General features: G+C 39.2%; 16 protein-coding genes. 13 read left to right on the top strand and 3 right to left on the bottom strand.

The genetic code is table 11. The annotated features are described in order from the left end of the window. Positions 1-64: 64 nt before the first annotated feature. The 3 genes from TZ90_RS05135 to tacF are packed head-to-tail and all read right to left on the bottom strand — an operon-like array spanning position 65 to position 3176. Positions 65-874: a LicD family protein gene (locus TZ90_RS05135; RefSeq protein WP_045611831.1), complete on the bottom strand. Its 810-nt coding sequence runs from the start codon at positions 872-874 to the stop codon at positions 65-67. A 1-nt stretch (position 875) separates the two neighbouring features. Next, the gene (locus TZ90_RS05130; protein WP_045611830.1) at positions 876-1679 is read right to left on the bottom strand and encodes a LicD family protein; all 804 of its coding nucleotides are present in this window, start codon (positions 1677-1679) and stop codon (positions 876-878) included. A gap of 9 nt (positions 1680-1688) precedes the next feature. Beyond that, the gene (gene tacF / locus TZ90_RS05125) at positions 1689-3176 is read right to left on the bottom strand and encodes a type IV teichoic acid flippase TacF (RefSeq protein WP_045611829.1); all 1488 of its coding nucleotides are present in this window, start codon (positions 3174-3176) and stop codon (positions 1689-1691) included. 334 nt (positions 3177-3510) lie between these two features. Here tacF and TZ90_RS05120 point away from each other — a divergent pair, with 334 nt between their 5' ends. The 13 genes from TZ90_RS05120 to TZ90_RS05055 all read left to right on the top strand — a co-directional run bounded on the left by TZ90_RS05120 (position 3511) and on the right by TZ90_RS05055 (position 16074). Then, entirely contained in the window at positions 3511-4218 is a 708-nt protein-coding gene (locus tag TZ90_RS05120; RefSeq protein WP_045611827.1) for an IspD/TarI family cytidylyltransferase, read from the top strand. A gap of 4 nt (positions 4219-4222) precedes the next feature. Continuing rightward, the gene (locus tag TZ90_RS05115; protein ID WP_045611825.1) at positions 4223-5245 is read left to right on the top strand and encodes a ribitol-5-phosphate dehydrogenase; all 1023 of its coding nucleotides are present in this window, start codon (positions 4223-4225) and stop codon (positions 5243-5245) included. A gap of 16 nt (positions 5246-5261) precedes the next feature. Then, entirely contained in the window at positions 5262-6131 is an 870-nt protein-coding gene (locus TZ90_RS05110) for a phosphotransferase family protein (protein ID WP_045611824.1), read from the top strand. Then, complete coding sequence (locus TZ90_RS05105) at positions 6121-6999, top strand: DMT family transporter (protein ID WP_045611823.1); 879 nt, start codon at positions 6121-6123, stop codon at positions 6997-6999. Before TZ90_RS05110 ends, TZ90_RS05105 begins: the two co-directional genes overlap by 11 nt. Positions 7000-7010: 11 nt before the next feature. Then, positions 7011-7700, top strand: a complete 690-nt coding sequence (locus tag TZ90_RS05100) for a CTP--phosphocholine cytidylyltransferase (RefSeq protein WP_045611822.1) — start codon at positions 7011-7013, stop codon at positions 7698-7700. Between the two features lie 87 nt (positions 7701-7787). Then, complete coding sequence (gene dprA / locus TZ90_RS05095) at positions 7788-8636, top strand: DNA-processing protein DprA (RefSeq protein ID WP_045611820.1); 849 nt, start codon at positions 7788-7790, stop codon at positions 8634-8636. 117 nt (positions 8637-8753) lie between these two features. After that, on the top strand, positions 8754-10841 hold the full coding sequence (topA, locus tag TZ90_RS05090; RefSeq protein ID WP_045611818.1) for a type I DNA topoisomerase: 2088 nt from the start codon (positions 8754-8756) through the stop codon (positions 10839-10841). 256 nt (positions 10842-11097) lie between these two features. Then, the gene (locus tag TZ90_RS05080) at positions 11098-11457 is read left to right on the top strand and encodes a YbaN family protein (RefSeq protein WP_045611815.1); all 360 of its coding nucleotides are present in this window, start codon (positions 11098-11100) and stop codon (positions 11455-11457) included. 93 nt (positions 11458-11550) lie between these two features. Further along, positions 11551-12183: a copper homeostasis protein CutC gene (locus TZ90_RS05075; RefSeq protein WP_045611814.1), complete on the top strand. Its 633-nt coding sequence runs from the start codon at positions 11551-11553 to the stop codon at positions 12181-12183. A 43-nt stretch (positions 12184-12226) separates the two neighbouring features. After that, positions 12227-12883, top strand: coding sequence for an MmcQ/YjbR family DNA-binding protein (locus tag TZ90_RS05070; RefSeq protein ID WP_045611813.1), 657 nt, complete (start codon positions 12227-12229; stop codon positions 12881-12883). Positions 12884-13196: 313 nt separating this feature from the next. After that, positions 13197-14759: a 2-isopropylmalate synthase gene (locus tag TZ90_RS05065; RefSeq protein WP_045611812.1), complete on the top strand. Its 1563-nt coding sequence runs from the start codon at positions 13197-13199 to the stop codon at positions 14757-14759. Positions 14760-14770: 11 nt separating this feature from the next. Next, on the top strand, positions 14771-15808 hold the full coding sequence (leuB, locus tag TZ90_RS05060) for a 3-isopropylmalate dehydrogenase (protein ID WP_045611811.1): 1038 nt from the start codon (positions 14771-14773) through the stop codon (positions 15806-15808). Next, a complete protein-coding gene (locus TZ90_RS05055; protein ID WP_045611809.1) occupies positions 15805-16074 on the top strand; it encodes a DUF1294 domain-containing protein in 270 nt (89 codons plus the stop codon). The genes leuB and TZ90_RS05055 overlap by 4 nt, the downstream gene beginning before the upstream one ends. Positions 16075-16077: the final 3 nt, after the last annotated feature.

Below are 16077 nucleotides of genomic sequence, written 5' to 3'. Positions count from 1 at the left end.
AAAAAGAGAAGGTGTAATGATCTTCTCTTTTTTGTTATATTTTTTCTTGTAAACTACTGCTTAATCAGCTTTTGCGATAAGCTTTAATACTGTGGCTATACCACTCCTGCATTTCTTTTGATGGTGGTGTCATATAATCCCCATACATCTGGGTTAAAAATTGATCATATTTTTTAGGGACGGGCAACATACGGCCTTCAAACTCAGTTAAGATGAGTTCTTTAAAGGTATCAACTGGGAAGACTTCTTTCATTCCTTCTTTACCAATACCAATTCCTCCCTCATATTGAGGAGTGTTGGTTACAGCATTTTTGACTAGCTGATCAATTTTCTTGTAAAAGTAACGAGGATTGACAAATCGGAGGGCGTACCAGCTACATAATCTTAGAAAATCTTTTAACTTGCTATCACCGTGAACTGCGCGTGATTTTTTGATATAAGCCAGTTGACGAAGGGCCACATACTTATAGCTCTTGTCGACAATGCTCAAATCTGTAAAGCGATCAATTGGAAATACGTCGATAAAGAGACTGGTGTCATGACGCTTGTACTTGACATGGTCTTCGATGACAGTAGAAGTGTCCAAAATCGATGCGAAATTATGGAAGTACCAAGAAGAGGTATCGTAGGAAAGAACCTTGTAGCGAGGGTGATTTTCCTCCTCAATAATCTTCAATAAACGTTCATAATCTTCACGATAGAGAGAAATATCAATATCATCATCCCAAGGAATCATACCTTTGTGGCGGATAGCTCCAAGCATGGTTCCATAACTGAGAAAATAAGGAATATTATGTTTCTTACAAGTCTCATCAATATAATCTAGCAGAGCTAGTTGGATTTCTTTAATTTCTTCTTTTTCTAAATATTGCATCCTAATCCTCCAATTTGTAGGCATGAAATTCATGACTGTAGAAGCGTTTTTCTTCAGGTGGCAAGGTCATATAATCCCCGTAAAATTGAGTCAAAATAGTATCAAATTTTTCAGGTGCAGGAAGGTTCAAATTCTCAAAGGGTAAATCAATTGTGTTATCAAAGGTACCACTTGGGAAGACTTCCTTTTCCTTAAATTTAGAAGGGATAAAGGCCATATACTGACCATTTTCACGACTATATTTTTGAATTTCTTTCTCGATTTTATTTGCAAAATAACGAGGAGAAACAGGTCGAAGGAGCAACCAAAAGGCTGTTCGTATCCAATCTTTTAAAAGGCTGTCTTTATAGACGATATTTTTGTGTTTGCTGAAAGACAGAAGTTTGAAGCTTTCCAGTTTATAACAAGTATCAATGACTTTAGGATCATCAAATCGATCCATAGGAAAAATATCAATAAAGACACCAGACTCATAGGTTTTTGTATTCCGAGTATCAATAATTTTAGTCGTACTGTCTATTATTTTGATAAAGTTGTTAAAGTAGTTCTTATCAGTTTCTAAGGAAAGGAGCTTATATTTGCTTTTTTCCTTTTGAAAAATGTTAATAAATCGTTGATAGTCTTCTCGAGGCATGGATAAATCAATATCGTCATCCCAAGGGATAAAGCCTTCATGTCGAACTGCCCCAATCAGGGTCCCGTAGTTAATAATATAGTTGATATTGTGCTTTTTACAGAGAGTATCAATATAATCCAAAATTTCTAATTCAATTTGTTTGGCATCTTCAACAGTTAGTTGTTTCATTTTAAACTCCTATGATTTTTTGAATTTATTTTTTAAGGCTAAGACATGGTTTAAAAATTCATAGAAAATGCTATCTTTTGTTAAGACAAGTAGACCAATATAAGAGATGGCTGATAGCAAGACAATCAAACCAGTATTAATCAAAAATGGTAAATTAATGACCATATCTACAGGATACAAGAAATTAATCAGGAAATAAATTGCTACAAAGGAAAGTGAAAAGAGAGAGTATCGAACAGTATAGCTAAAGATATGTCCCAAGTGGATAAGCTGTTTTCTATGGATGAAAATGATATAGAAAACAAGTAGAGAGGCCTCTGATAGCATAGTTGTTAGTAGGTAGTATTCTGGAGCCACGATATGGTTGAAAAAGAGGAGACTATTTAAGCCCAAATTGAGTAATCCAGCGAAGACTGTATAGACTGTGATACGTTTTTCATAGCCATTTGTAAAGAGAATTTGGGAACCAAGAATGGTATCTAAAGCTAGGATGATCGTCCGAAAAGCGAAGAGAGAGGTCAAGATACCGCCCCCGATATATTTTTCACTACCGTAAAGGAGGATGGCATTTGGTCCTAAAACCATGAGTCCAAAACTCAGTGGAATGATAAAGAAGTTAAAGATTCGACTACCTCTATTAACCAAGGAAACATAGGCTTCCTTGTCTCCTTTCCCCAGATAGTAACTGAGACGGGGTACACTCACTCCAATTGCACCAGTCACCACACCAGCTATAACGGTCACAATTCGTTGAGCCATAGTATAGTAACTAACGTTGACATCAATCCCTGTTTTAACGAGGAAGAGGCGATCCAAAAAAGTGAAGAGCATATTGGCATTGGCGAAGACCAACATGGCTGTCAAAGGGAGAAAGAGTGGTTTAAAATCACTTAGGTGAATTTTAACAAGTTTGATGTCTCTTTTTATCCAAAAATAACTAATCAGGTAGTTAATTAGTGTCGATAGACTCATCACCAGTGTATAGACAACAATATCGTGCTCATTTTTGACAAAAAGGAAAATAGAGACCAACATCAGGATACGGATGAAGGCAGTCTTGTAAAAGAGAAAACTGTAATTTTCCAGAGCTTCATTGACCCATTCGATTGAAAAAATCTGGGCAATGAGTTGAATCCCCATAACAAGGTAGACCTTTTTGATGATTGGATTATCAGTAAAGAAGAGAGGATAAGCTAGGATATAGACCGCAGTGGTCAAAATCGTACAAGCTATGCACAAATAAAAAAGACTAGAGAAGGTTCTATTCAGATCTTTTTTGTTATCCTTGACATTACTAATGGCCCGTAAACCGTAGTTATAGACTCCATAAGTTGCAAAGGGTAAGAAAAATGACAAAATTGTGTCGACTGAGTTGAAGTAACCATAGTCAGTTCGGTCCAAGACACGCGCGACGTAGGTTCCAGTTAAGATGGGAAAAATAATATTTAAGACACGAATTCCCATGTAAGATAGAGCATTTAATTTTATACTTTTCATTCAATTTACCTCATTTTTCATTATATCATAAAGTTAGCTAATAAGAAATGAAGGGCAGTAAGTCAAGCAATCACTTTGAAGTTTCAAAGTTTGATTTTAAGTTTTTTTTAAGGAAAGTATATTATTCTGAAGAACTCTAAAATTTCACAGCCATTTATTAGTAATGACTATAGAATTCCTAGTCATTACTAGAAATGGACTAGTTTCTTTGAAAAATAGAACTCCTTAATCCTCCTATTCTAGAACGGGAGGTCTAGTATTTCTTTTATGATAGGACTAGATTGTGGTATAATAGAGAGAATAAGTTTTTTTAGTAAGACAAAGGAGAAAATAGATGATTTATGCAGGAATTCTTGCTGGTGGAACTGGCACACGCATGGGAATCAGTAACTTGCCAAAACAATTTTTAGAGCTAGGTGATCGACCTATCTTGATTCATACAATTGAAAAATTTGTCTTGGAACCAAGTATTGAAAAAATTGTAGTTGGGGTTCATGGAGACTGGGTTTCTCATGCAGAAGATCTTGTAGATAAATATCTTCCTCTTCATAAGGAACGTATCATCATTACAAAAGGTGGTGCTGACCGCAATACAAGTATTGAGAAAATCATTGAAGCCATTGATGCTTATCGTCCGCTTACTCCAGATGATATCGTTGTTACCCACGATTCTGTTCGTCCATTTATTACACTTCGCATGATTCAGGACAATATCAAACTTGCCCAAAATCATGACGCAGTGGACACAGTGGTAGAAGCGGTTGATACTATCGTTGAAAGTACTAATGGTCAATTCATTACAGATATTCCAAATCGTGCTCACCTCTATCAAGGACAAACACCTCAAACATTCCGTTGCAAGGACTTCATGGACCTTTACGGTTCCCTCTCTGCTGAAGAGAAGGAAATCTTGACAGATGCATGTAAAATCTTTGTGATCAAAGGAAAAGATGTGGCCTTGGCCAAAGGTGAATACTCAAATCTGAAGATTACAACCGTAACAGATTTGAAGATTGCAAAAAGTATGATTGAGAAAGACTAGTAAAATGATTAATCAAATTTATCAACTAACTAAGCCTAAGTTTATCAATGTCAAATACCAGGAAGAGGCTATAGATCAAGAAAATCATATCCTTATCCGTCCCAACTACATGGCGGTCTGTCATGCGGATCAGCGTTATTATCAAGGAAAACGTGATCCCAAGATTTTGAATAAAAAGCTTCCAATGGCAATGATTCACGAGTCATGTGGAACCGTTATTTCTGACCCGACGGGAACCTATGAGGTTGGGCAAAAGGTTGTCATGATTCCCAATCAGCCTCCTATGCAGAGTGATGAAGAATTCTATGAGAACTACATGACAGGGACCCATTTCTTGTCTAGTGGATTTAATGGCTTTATGAGAGAGTTTGTTTCTCTCCCTAAAGATCGTGTGGTGGCTTATGATGCTATTGAAGACACGGTTGCAGCGATTACAGAGTTTGTCAGTGTCGGCATGCACGCTATGAGTCGTCTATTGACCCTTGCTCATAGCAAGCGGGACCGAATCGCCGTTATCGGAGATGGAAGTTTAGCTTTTGTAGTTGCTAATATTATCAACTATACTTTGCCAGAAGCAGAGATCGTGGTTATTGGTCGTCATTGGGAAAAGTTGGAACTCTTCTCATTTGCCAAAGAATGCTATATTACTGATAATATTCCTGAAGATTTGGCCTTTGATCATGCTTTTGAGTGTTGTGGTGGTGATGGTACTGGACCAGCTATTAATGATTTGATTCGCTACATTCGTCCTCAGGGAACGATTCTCATGATGGGTGTTAGCGAGTATAAAGTCAATCTCAATACACGTGATGCCTTAGAAAAAGGCTTGCTTTTGGTTGGGTCCTCTCGTTCTGGTCGCACTGATTTTGAAAATGCCATCCAAATGATGGAAGTCAAGAAATTTGCCAATCGTCTTAAAAATATCCTTTATCTAGAAGAACCTGTAAGAGAAATTAAAGATATTCACCGTGTCTTTGCGACCGACTTAAACACAGCCTTTAAAACCGTGTTTAAGTGGGAAGTATAAGAACTGGAGGTTAATTGTGGAGAAAATCATTAAAGAAAAAATTTCTTCCTTACTTAGTCAAGAAGAGGAAGTCCTCAGTGTTGAACAACTGGGGGGGATGACCAATCAAAACTATTTGGTCAAAACAACAAATAAGCAATACATCGTTAAGTTCTTTGGTAAAGGAACAGAAAAGCTGATCAATCGTCAAGATGAAAAGTACAATCTTGAACTACTTAAAGATTTAGACTTAGATGTAAAAAATTATCTTTTTGATATTGATGCTGGTATCAAAGTAAATGAGTATATCGAATCTGCTATTACGCTTGATGCGACTTCAATTAAGACCAAATTTGATAAAATTGCTCCAATTTTACAAACCATTCATGCGTCTGGAAAGGAATTAAGAGGAGAATTTGCTCCTTTTGAAGAAATCAAAAAATACGAATCTTTGATTGAGGAAAAAATCCCTTATGCCAACTATGAAGCTGTTAGAGAAGAAGTCTTCTCCTTAGAAAAAAGACTGGCTGACTTAGGTGTTGATAGAAAATCTTGTCATATCGATTTGGTACCTGAAAACTTTATCGAATCACCTCAAGGACGACTTTATCTGATTGACTGGGAATATTCATCAATGAACGATCCAATGTGGGATTTGGCAGCCCTCTTTTTAGAGTCCGAATTTACTCGTCAAGAGGAAGAAGACTTCTTGTCTCATTATGAGAGTGAGCAAACACCTGTCTCTCGTGAAAAGATTGCCATTTATAAAATTTTACAAGATGCTATTTGGAGTCTATGGACAGTCTACAAAGAAGAGCAAGGTGCAGATTTTGGTGACTATGGTGTGAGTCGTTACCAAAGAGCTGTTAAAGGTTTGTCATATTATGGAGGTTTAGATGAAAAATAAAAATGGAGTTTCTTTTGGTCTACTCTCAGGTATTTTCTGGGGTTTAGGTCTAACGATTAGTGCTTATATCTTTTCGATTTTTACAGATTTGTCGCCCTTTGTGGTGGCCGCTGCTCACGATTTCTTGAGTATCTTTATCTTACTAGTTTTTCTCTTGGTGAAAGAAGGAAAAGTTCGTCTCTCAATTTTCTTAAATATTCGCAATGTTAGTGTTATCATCGGAGCCTTATTAGCAGGCCCTATCGGTATGCAGGCCAATCTTTATGCGGTTAAGTATATCGGAAGTTCCTTGGCTTCATCAGTATCGGCTATTTATCCTGCGATTTCAGTTTTATTGGCTTTCTTCTTTTTGAAGCACAAGATTTCGAAAAATACTGTGTTTGGGATTGTCTTGATTATTGGAGGGATAATTGCTCAGACCTATAAGGTTGAACAGGTCAATTCCTTCTACATTGGGATTCTCTGTGCTTTGGTTTGTGCCATTGCATGGGGAAGTGAGAGTGTTCTAAGCTCTTTTGCTATGGAAAGTGAATTAAGTGAAATCGAAGCCCTCTTAATCCGCCAAGTGACTTCATTCTTGTCCTATCTTGTGATTGTGCTCTTCTCTCATCGGTCATTTGCAGAAGTGGCCAATGGACAATTGTTAGGTCTTATGATTGTCTTTGCAGCCTTTGATATGATTTCCTATTTGGCTTATTATATCGCTATCAATCGCTTGCAACCAGCCAAGGCTACAGGCTTGAATGTGAGCTATGTAGTATGGACAGTCTTGTTTGCAGTTGTTTTCTTGGGTGCGCCACTAGATATGCTGACAATTATTACGTCACTTGTCGTTATTGCTGGAGTTTATATTATTATTAAAGAATAAAGGAGATTTGTGTGAAAGCCATCATTTTAGCAGCGGGCTTGGGAACTCGCTTGCGTCCTATGACTGAAAATACCCCTAAAGCCTTGGTTCAGGTTAATCAAAAACCCTTGATTGAATACCAAATTGAGTTTTTAAAAGAAAAAGGAATCGATGACATCATCATCATTGTTGGTTATCTTAAAGAACAATTCGATTACTTGAAAGAGAAATACGGTGTTCGCCTCGTTTTCAATGATAAATACGCTGACTACAATAATTTTTACTCTCTCTATCTTGTAAAAGAAGAATTGGCCAACAGCTATGTTATTGATGCTGACAATTATCTCTTTAAAAATATGTTCCGCAATGATTTGACACGTTCTACTTATTTTAGTGTTTATCGTGAAGATTGTACCAACGAATGGTTCTTGGTCTATGGAGATGACTACAAAGTTCAAGACATTATTGTTGATAGTAAGGCTGGTCGTATCCTGAGTGGTGTTTCATTCTGGGATGCTCCAACTGCAGAAAAAATTGTCAGCTTTATAGACAAGGCTTATGCGAGTGGTGAATTTGTTGATCTCTACTGGGACAATATGGTTAAGGATAATATCAAAGAGCTAGATGTCTATGTTGAAGAATTAGAAGGCAATAGCATCTATGAGATCGATAGTGTCCAAGACTATCATAAATTAGAAGAAATTCTTAAAAACGAAAATTAAAGATTTCAACATCTGGCTAAAATAGTCGGATGTTTTTTTGATTTTTTACGAATAAATAGATGAGTAGAAAAAGAAATGGAGATATTTATGAAAATCACAAACTATGAAATCTATAAGTTAAAAAAATCAGGTTTGACCAATCAACAGATTTTGAATGTCCTAGAATACGGTGAAAATGTTGATCAAGAACTGTTGTTAGGTGATATTGCAGATATATCAGGTTGCCGAAATCCAGCCGTTTTTATGGAACGTTATTTTCAGATAGATGATGCGCATTTGGAGACAGAATTTCAAAAATTTCCATCTTTCTCTATTTTAGATGACTGTTATCCTTGGGATTTGAGTGAAATATACGATGCGCCTGTGCTTTTATTTTACAAGGGAAATCTTGACCTCTTGAAATTCCCTAAGGTAGCAGTCGTGGGCAGTCGTGCTTGTAGCAAACAGGGAGCTAGGTCAGTTGAAAAAGTTATTCAAGGCTTGGAAAATGAACTGGTAATCGTAAGTGGATTAGCCAAGGGCATTGATACAGCAGCTCATATGGCAGCTCTTCAGAATGGCGGAAAAACCATTGCAGTGATTGGAACAGGACTGGATGTGTTTTATCCTAAAGCCAATAAACGCTTGCAAGACTACATCGGCAATGACCATCTGGTTCTCAGTGAATATGGACCTGGCGAACAACCTCTGAAATTTCATTTTCCTGCCCGTAATCGCATCATCGCTGGACTTTGTCGTGGCGTGATTGTAGCAGAGGCCAAGATGCGCTCAGGTAGTCTCATTACCTGTGAGAGAGCAATGGAAGAAGGGCGCGATGTCTTTGCTATTCCTGGTAGCGTTTTAGATGGACTATCAGACGGTTGCCATCATTTGATTCAAGAAGGGGCAAAATTGGTCACCAGTGGGAAGGATGTTCTTGCGGAATTTGAATTTTAAGATAAAATTTCTCTTTCTAAACCAACTTTTCTTCTATATATAGGAGCTAAGTCTTGACAGTTATGCCAAAATGGTTTACACTTTATAAAGTTTATTACTTTGAAAAGGTGTGATACTGTGGCTACGGCAACAAAAAAGAAAAAATCAACAGTTAAAAAAAATCTAGTAATCGTGGAGTCGCCTGCTAAGGCCAAGACGATTGAAAAATATCTTGGCAGAAACTACAAGGTTTTAGCCAGTGTCGGACATATTCGGGATTTGAAGAAATCCAGTATGTCAGTCGATATTGAAAATAATTATGAACCGCAATATATCAATATCCGTGGAAAAGGTCCTCTTATCAATGACTTGAAAAAAGAAGCTAAAAAAGCTAATAAAGTCTTTCTGGCGAGTGACCCGGACCGTGAAGGAGAAGCGATTTCTTGGCATTTGGCTCATATTCTCAACTTGGATGAAAATGATGCCAACCGTGTGGTCTTCAATGAAATCACCAAAGATGCTGTCAAAAATGCTTTTAAAGAACCGCGTAAGATTGATATGGACTTGGTCGATGCTCAACAAGCACGCCGTGTCCTGGATCGCTTGGTAGGCTATTCGATTTCGCCTATTTTGTGGAAAAAGGTCAAGAAGGGCTTGTCAGCAGGTCGCGTTCAGTCTATTGCGCTTAAGTTAATCATTGACCGTGAGAATGAAATTAATGTCTTTCAGCCTGAAGAATACTGGACAATTGATGCTGTCTTTAAAAAGGGAACCAAGCAATTTCAGGCATCCTTCTATGGAGTAGATGGCAAAAAGCTGAAACTGACTAGCAATGATGAGGTCAAGGAAGTCTTGTCTCGTCTGACTAGTAAAGACTTTTCAGTGGATCAGGTGGATAAGAAAGAGCGCAAACGCAATGCTCCATTACCTTATACTACTTCATCTATGCAGATGGATGCTGCCAATAAAATCAATTTCCGTACTCGAAAGACCATGATGGTTGCCCAACAGCTCTATGAAGGGATTAATATTGGTTCTGGTGTCCAAGGTTTGATTACTTATATGCGTACTGATTCGACCCGTATCAGTCCTGTAGCCCAAAATGAAGCTGCAAATTTCATTACGGATCGTTTTGGTAGCAAGTATTCTAAGCATGGTAGCAAGGTTAAAAATGCTGCAGGTGCTCAGGATGCCCATGAGGCTATTCGCCCGTCTAGCGTTTTTAATACACCTGAAAGTATTGCTAAGTATCTGGACAAGGACCAGCTCAAGCTCTATACCCTTATCTGGAATCGTTTTGTGGCTAGCCAGATGACAGCTGCTGTCTTTGATACTATGGCTGTTAAATTGTCGCAAAATGGAGTTCAATTTGCTGCCAATGGTAGTCAGGTTAAGTTTGATGGTTATCTTGCCATTTATAATGATTCTGACAAGAATAAGATGCTACCAGATATGGCTGTTGGAGATGTTGTTAAACAGGTCAATAGCAAACCAGAGCAACATTTTACTCAACCGCCTGCCCGTTATTCTGAAGCGACACTGATCAAGACCTTGGAGGAAAATGGGGTTGGCCGTCCGTCAACCTACGCACCAACCATTGAAACTATTCAGAAACGTTATTATGTTCGCCTTGTAGCCAAACGTTTTGAACCAACAGAGTTGGGAGAAATTGTTAATAAGCTCATCGTTGAATATTTCCCAGATATCGTAAACGTAACCTTTACAGCTGAAATGGAAGGCAAGCTAGATGATGTCGAAGTCGGAAAAGAGCAGTGGCAACGTGTTATTGATGCCTTTTACAAACCATTTTCTAAAGAAGTGGCCAAGGCTGAAGAAGAAATGGAGAAAATCCAGATTAAGGATGAACCCGCTGGATTTGATTGTGAAGTGTGTGGCAGTCCAATGGTCATTAAACTTGGTCGTTTTGGTAAGTTCTACGCTTGTAGCAATTTCCCAGATTGCCGTCATACTCAAGCAATCGTGAAAGAAATCGGTGTAGAGTGTCCAAGTTGTCATCAGGGACAAATCATTGAGCGTAAAACAAAACGTAACCGCCTTTTCTATGGTTGTAATCGCTATCCAGAATGTGAATTTACCTCTTGGGATAAGCCTGTTGGTCGTGACTGTCCAAAATGTGGCAACTTTCTTATGGAGAAAAAAGTCCGTGGTGGTGGCAAGCAGGTTGTTTGTAGCAAAGGCGACTACGAGGAAGAAAAGATTAAATAAGAGGAGTGTCCTGAAAGTTAATTTCAGGCTCTTTTGGTTAGAACTTGACAAAATTCACCATTGTATGCGAAACTAGAAGAAGATTATTTTATACTCAATGAAAATCAAAGAGCAAACTAGGAAACTAGCCGCAGGTTGCTCAAAGCACTGCTTTGAGGTTGCAGATAAGACTGACGAAGTCAGGAACCATACCTACGTCAAGGCGACGTTGACGCGGTTTGAAGAGATTTTCGAAGAGTATTAACTAGGAGAAGTTATGCGTCTTATCTATCTAATAATTGGTTTTTTATCACTAGCCTTGGCTATTATTGGGGTTGTTTTACCCTTGTTGCCTACAACGCCTTTTCTTTTGTTGTCTATTGCTTGTTTTTCAAGAAGTTCCAAGCGCTTCGAAGATTGGCTTTATCATACCAAGCTCTATCAGAGTTATGTAGCTGATTTTCGCGAGACTAAGTCCATTGCGCGTGAACGAAAGAAAAAAATCATCGTATCTATCTACATCTTGATGGGAATTTCCATTTATTTTGCCCCTCTCTTACCAGTCAAAATCGGTCTGGGAGCCTTGACTATCTTTATCACCTATTATCTCTTCAAGGTCATTCCAGACAAAGAATAAGTAAAATTTGTAACTATTTCCCTTGATAAAAATGAAAGCATATTCACAACAATATGATATAATAAATTCAAAGTAATACTCAAGGAGAATCAAATGATTTACGAATTTTGTGCTGAAAATGTGACCTTGCTTGAAAAAGCGATGCAGGCTGGAGCTCGTCGAATCGAACTCTGTGACAATCTAGCAGTTGGTGGGACAACGCCCAGCTATGGAGTGACCAAGGCAGCGGTTGAATTGGCAGCTAACTACGATACGACCATCATTACCATGATTCGTCCACGTGGTGGCGACTTTGTCTATAATGAACTAGAAATTGCTATTATGCTAGAAGATATTCGTTTGACTGCTCATGCTGGAAGTCAAGGGGTTGTTTTTGGAGCTTTAACTGCTGGTAAGAAGTTGGATAAGCCTAATCTTGAAAAGTTAATTGCTGCATCAAAAGGAATGGAAATTGTCTTCCACATGGCCTTTGATGAATTGAGCGATGAAAATCAACTGGAAGCTATTGACTGGCTTAGTCAAGCTGGAGTCACTCGTATCCTAACTCGTGCTGGTGTGTCTGGCGACTCCTTAGAAAAACGTTTTGCTCACTATCACAGAATTTTGGAGCACGCTAAAGATAAAATTGAAATTCTACCAGGTGGGGGGATTGACCTTGACAACCGTCAGACCTTTATCGACCAGCTGGGCGTGACACAATTGCACGGAACTAAGGTTGTCTTTTAAAAAATAGAAAGGAACTGCTAGCTTTGGGTAGCAGTTTTCACTTATGTTTGAAATTTTTAAATCCTATCAATTTAATCAAGAAAAGGCTAGTGCTTATGGTTTTGTAGAAAATGGGGGAGTCTGGACCTATAGTTGCCAGATTTTGCAAGGTGACTTTGTCATGACTGTATCCATCACTGCTGATAATGTGAGTTTTCAAGTCCTTGACCAGGAAACCGGTGACCTCTATCCACAAGTCCATATGGAAAGTTTTAAAGGAAGTTTTGTTGCAAGTGTCCGTGAGGCTTGTCTGGAGATTCTCTACCAGATTCGGAAGGCTTGTTTTGATGTACAGGATTTTATCTGTCCTCAGACTAAACGAATCATGACTCAAGTTCAGGAAAAGTATGGCAATCAGTTGGAGTATTTGTGGGAGAAGTCGCCTGATACAGCAGTGTTAAGACACGAAGGCAATAAAAAGTGGTATGCCGTCTTGATGAAAATCTCTTGGGATAAGTTGGAAAAGGGCAGAGAAGGACAGGTAGAAGCAGTCAACCTCAAACATGACCAAGTAGCTGACTTACTTTCAAAAAAGGGCATTTATCCAGCCTTTCATATGAACAAACGCTACTGGATTAGTGTGGCGCTTGATGATACTTTATCAGATGAAGAAGTGCTAGAATTGATAGAAAAAAGTTGGAACTTAACCACTAAAAAATGAAACATTTCAAGATTTTTCAAGAACTTTCAATTAGCAAAATATTCTCTACTGAAGAAATTTTCAGAAAATATTGGATTTTTTCTTGACAAGTACTTTTGCCTATGCTAAAATACTAAACAAGATATCAAACGAAGGAGAAAGTCAAACATGAAAACAGCTAAGTTTAATCAATTTGCTTTGTTGTTGAGGTACTCGGGCTAGTGCAAAAAGCATTAGTCCTGTTTGGCTTACCAAGCGGGAGTGAATCAACATCTCGCTTGGGTTTCTGAGCGAGATGTTTTTTTAAAACCACATTTGGAAAAGGGGAAATCTTATGAGAACAGTTGAATTTCTAGATACCAGCCTTCGGGATGGAGAACAGACACCGGGTGTTAATTTTTCAATCAAGGAAAAAATTGCTATTGCAAGACAGCTTGAGAAATGGGGCATTTCAGCCATCGAAGCTGGTTTTCCGGCGGCTAGTCCAGACTCATTTACAGCAGTGCAGGAAATCGCCAAGGTCTTGAAGAAAACAGCGGTAACTGGTCTGGCTCGCTCTGTCAAGTCTGATATTGATGCTTGCTATGAAGCTCTCAAGGACGCCAAGTATCCACAGGTTCACGTCTTTATCGCTACCAGTCCGATTCATCGTAAGTATAAACTCAATAAGAGCAAGGAAGAGATTTTAGAAGCTATTAAGGAGCATGTTTCTTATGCCCGTTCTAAGTTTGAAGTGGTCGAATTCTCTCCTGAAGATGCGACCAGAACGGAGTTGGATTTCCTCCTGCAAGTTGTTCAAACAGCGGTCGATGCAGGGGCGACTTACATCAATATCCCTGATACGGTTGGATTTACCACTCCAGAGGAATACGGAGCTATCTTCAAATACTTGATTGAGAATGTCAAGACGGAACGTCAGATTATCTATTCACCTCACTGTCATGATGACCTTGGAATGGCAGTGGCAAATAGCCTTGCTGCTGTCAAGAATGGGGCAGGACGTGTCGAAGGGACTATCAACGGTATTGGTGAGCGAGCTGGCAATGCTGCCTTGGAAGAAATAGCAGTTGCTCTCAATATTCGCCAAGATTACTACCAAGCAGAAACCAGTATTGTTTTAAATGAAACAATCAATACGTCAGAAATGGTTTCTCGCTTCTCAGGAATTCCAGTTCCTAAAAACAAGGCCGTCGTTGGTGGCAATGCCTTCTCTCACGAATCTGGTATTCACCAAGACGGAGTCCTTAAAAATCCTCTTACCTATGAAATCATCACTCCTGAATTGGTCGGTGTCAAGAGTAATAGCCTCCCACTTGGAAAATTGTCTGGTCGCCATGCCTTTGTCGAGAAACTAAGAGAATTGGCCCTAGACTTCACAGAAGAGGACATCAAACCACTCTTCGCTAAGTTCAAGGCACTGGCCGACAAGAAACAAGAAATCACAGATGCAGATATTCGTGCTCTGGTAGCTGGAACCATGGTTGAAAATCCAGAAGGATTCCACTTTGATGATTTACAACTGCAAACTCATGCAGATAATGACATTGAAGCACTCGTTAGCCTAGCCAATATGGATGGTGAGAAAGTCGAATTTAATGCAATAGGGCAAGGTTCCGTTGAAGCGATCTTCAACGCTATTGACAAATTCTTCAATCAATCTGTTCGCTTGGTGTCTTACACTATTGACGCGGTGACAGATGGAATCGATGCCCAAGCTCGGGTCTTGGTAACTGTTGAAAATAGAGATACAGAAACCATCTTTAACGCAGCAGGTCTGGACTTTGATGTGTTGAAAGCTTCTGCTATTGCCTACATTAATGCTAATACCTTTGTTCAAAAAGAGAATGCTGGTGAGATGGGACGCAGTGTTTCCTATCGTGACATGCCTAGTGTGTAAAGGAGAATGCTATGACAAAGAAAATAGTGGCCCTAGCAGGGGACGGAATCGGTCCAGAAATCATGGAGGCCGGTTTAGAAGTTCTGGAGGCTCTAGCTGAAAAAACAGGTTTTGACTATGAGATTGATAGACGACCTTTTGGAGGTGCAGGTATCGATGCTACAGGGCATCCCTTACCTGATGAAACTCTCAAGGTATGTCGTGAAGCAGATGCTATTCTCCTAGCGGCTATCGGTAGTCCTCAGTATGATGGAGCAGCGGTTCGGCCTGAACAAGGCTTGCTGGCTCTCCGTAAGGAACTCAATCTTTACTCTAATATTCGCCCTGTAAAAATCTTTGACAGTCTCAAGCATTTGTCACCACTCAAACCGGAACGAATTGCTGGTGTAGACTTTGTCGTGGTGCGTGAGTTGACAGGCGGGATTTACTTTGGGGATCATATTCTTGAAGAAAGAAAAGCGCGTGATATCAACGATTATAGCTATGAGGAAGTGGAGCGGATTATTCGTAAGGCCTTTGAAATCGCAAGAAATCGGAGAAAAATCCTTACCAGCATCGATAAGCAAAATGTGTTGGCAACATCAAAACTCTGGCGGAAAGTAGCTGAGGAGGTCGCACAGGATTTTCCAAATGTGACCTTGGAACACCAGTTAGTGGACTCAGCTGCCATGCTCATGATTACCAATCCTGCTAAGTTTGATGTCATCGTGACAGAAAATCTTTTCGGAGATATTATCTCGGATGAATCAAGCGTTCTATCTGGCACACTTGGAGTTATGCCATCAGCCAGTCATTCTGAAAATGGACCAAGTCTCTATGAACCTATTCACGGTTCAGCACCTGATATTGCTGGTCAAGGAATTGCCAATCCAATTTCCATGATTTTATCAGTTGCCATGATGTTGAGAGATAGTTTTGGACGTCATGAGGATGCGGAGCGCATTGAACGTGCTGTTGAGGCAAGTTTGGCAGCTGGTATATTAACGAGAGATCTAGGAGGACAGGCTTCGACCAAGGAAATGACGGAAGCTATTATTGCAAGGTTATGAAGTTAGACGAAAAAATTACTCTAGTCCTTTTGATTTGGAATGTCATGATTTTCTTGATTTATGGTATTGACAAATCCAAGGCAAGGAGAAGAGCTTGGCGCATCCCTGAGAAAATCTTACTTATTTTAGCCTTTACTTGTGGTGGTTTTGGTGCCTGGCTAGCAGGAATCATCTTTCACCACAAGACTCGAAAATGGTATTTTAAAACAGTTTGGTTTCTTGGGATGGTGACCACACTAGTAGCCTTATATGTTATTTGGAGGTAATGG

Source organism: Streptococcus mitis, assembly GCF_000960005.1.
GTDB lineage: Bacteria > Bacillota > Bacilli > Lactobacillales > Streptococcaceae > Streptococcus > Streptococcus mitis_CK.
This window is presented reverse-complemented; position numbering and strand designations above follow the sequence as displayed.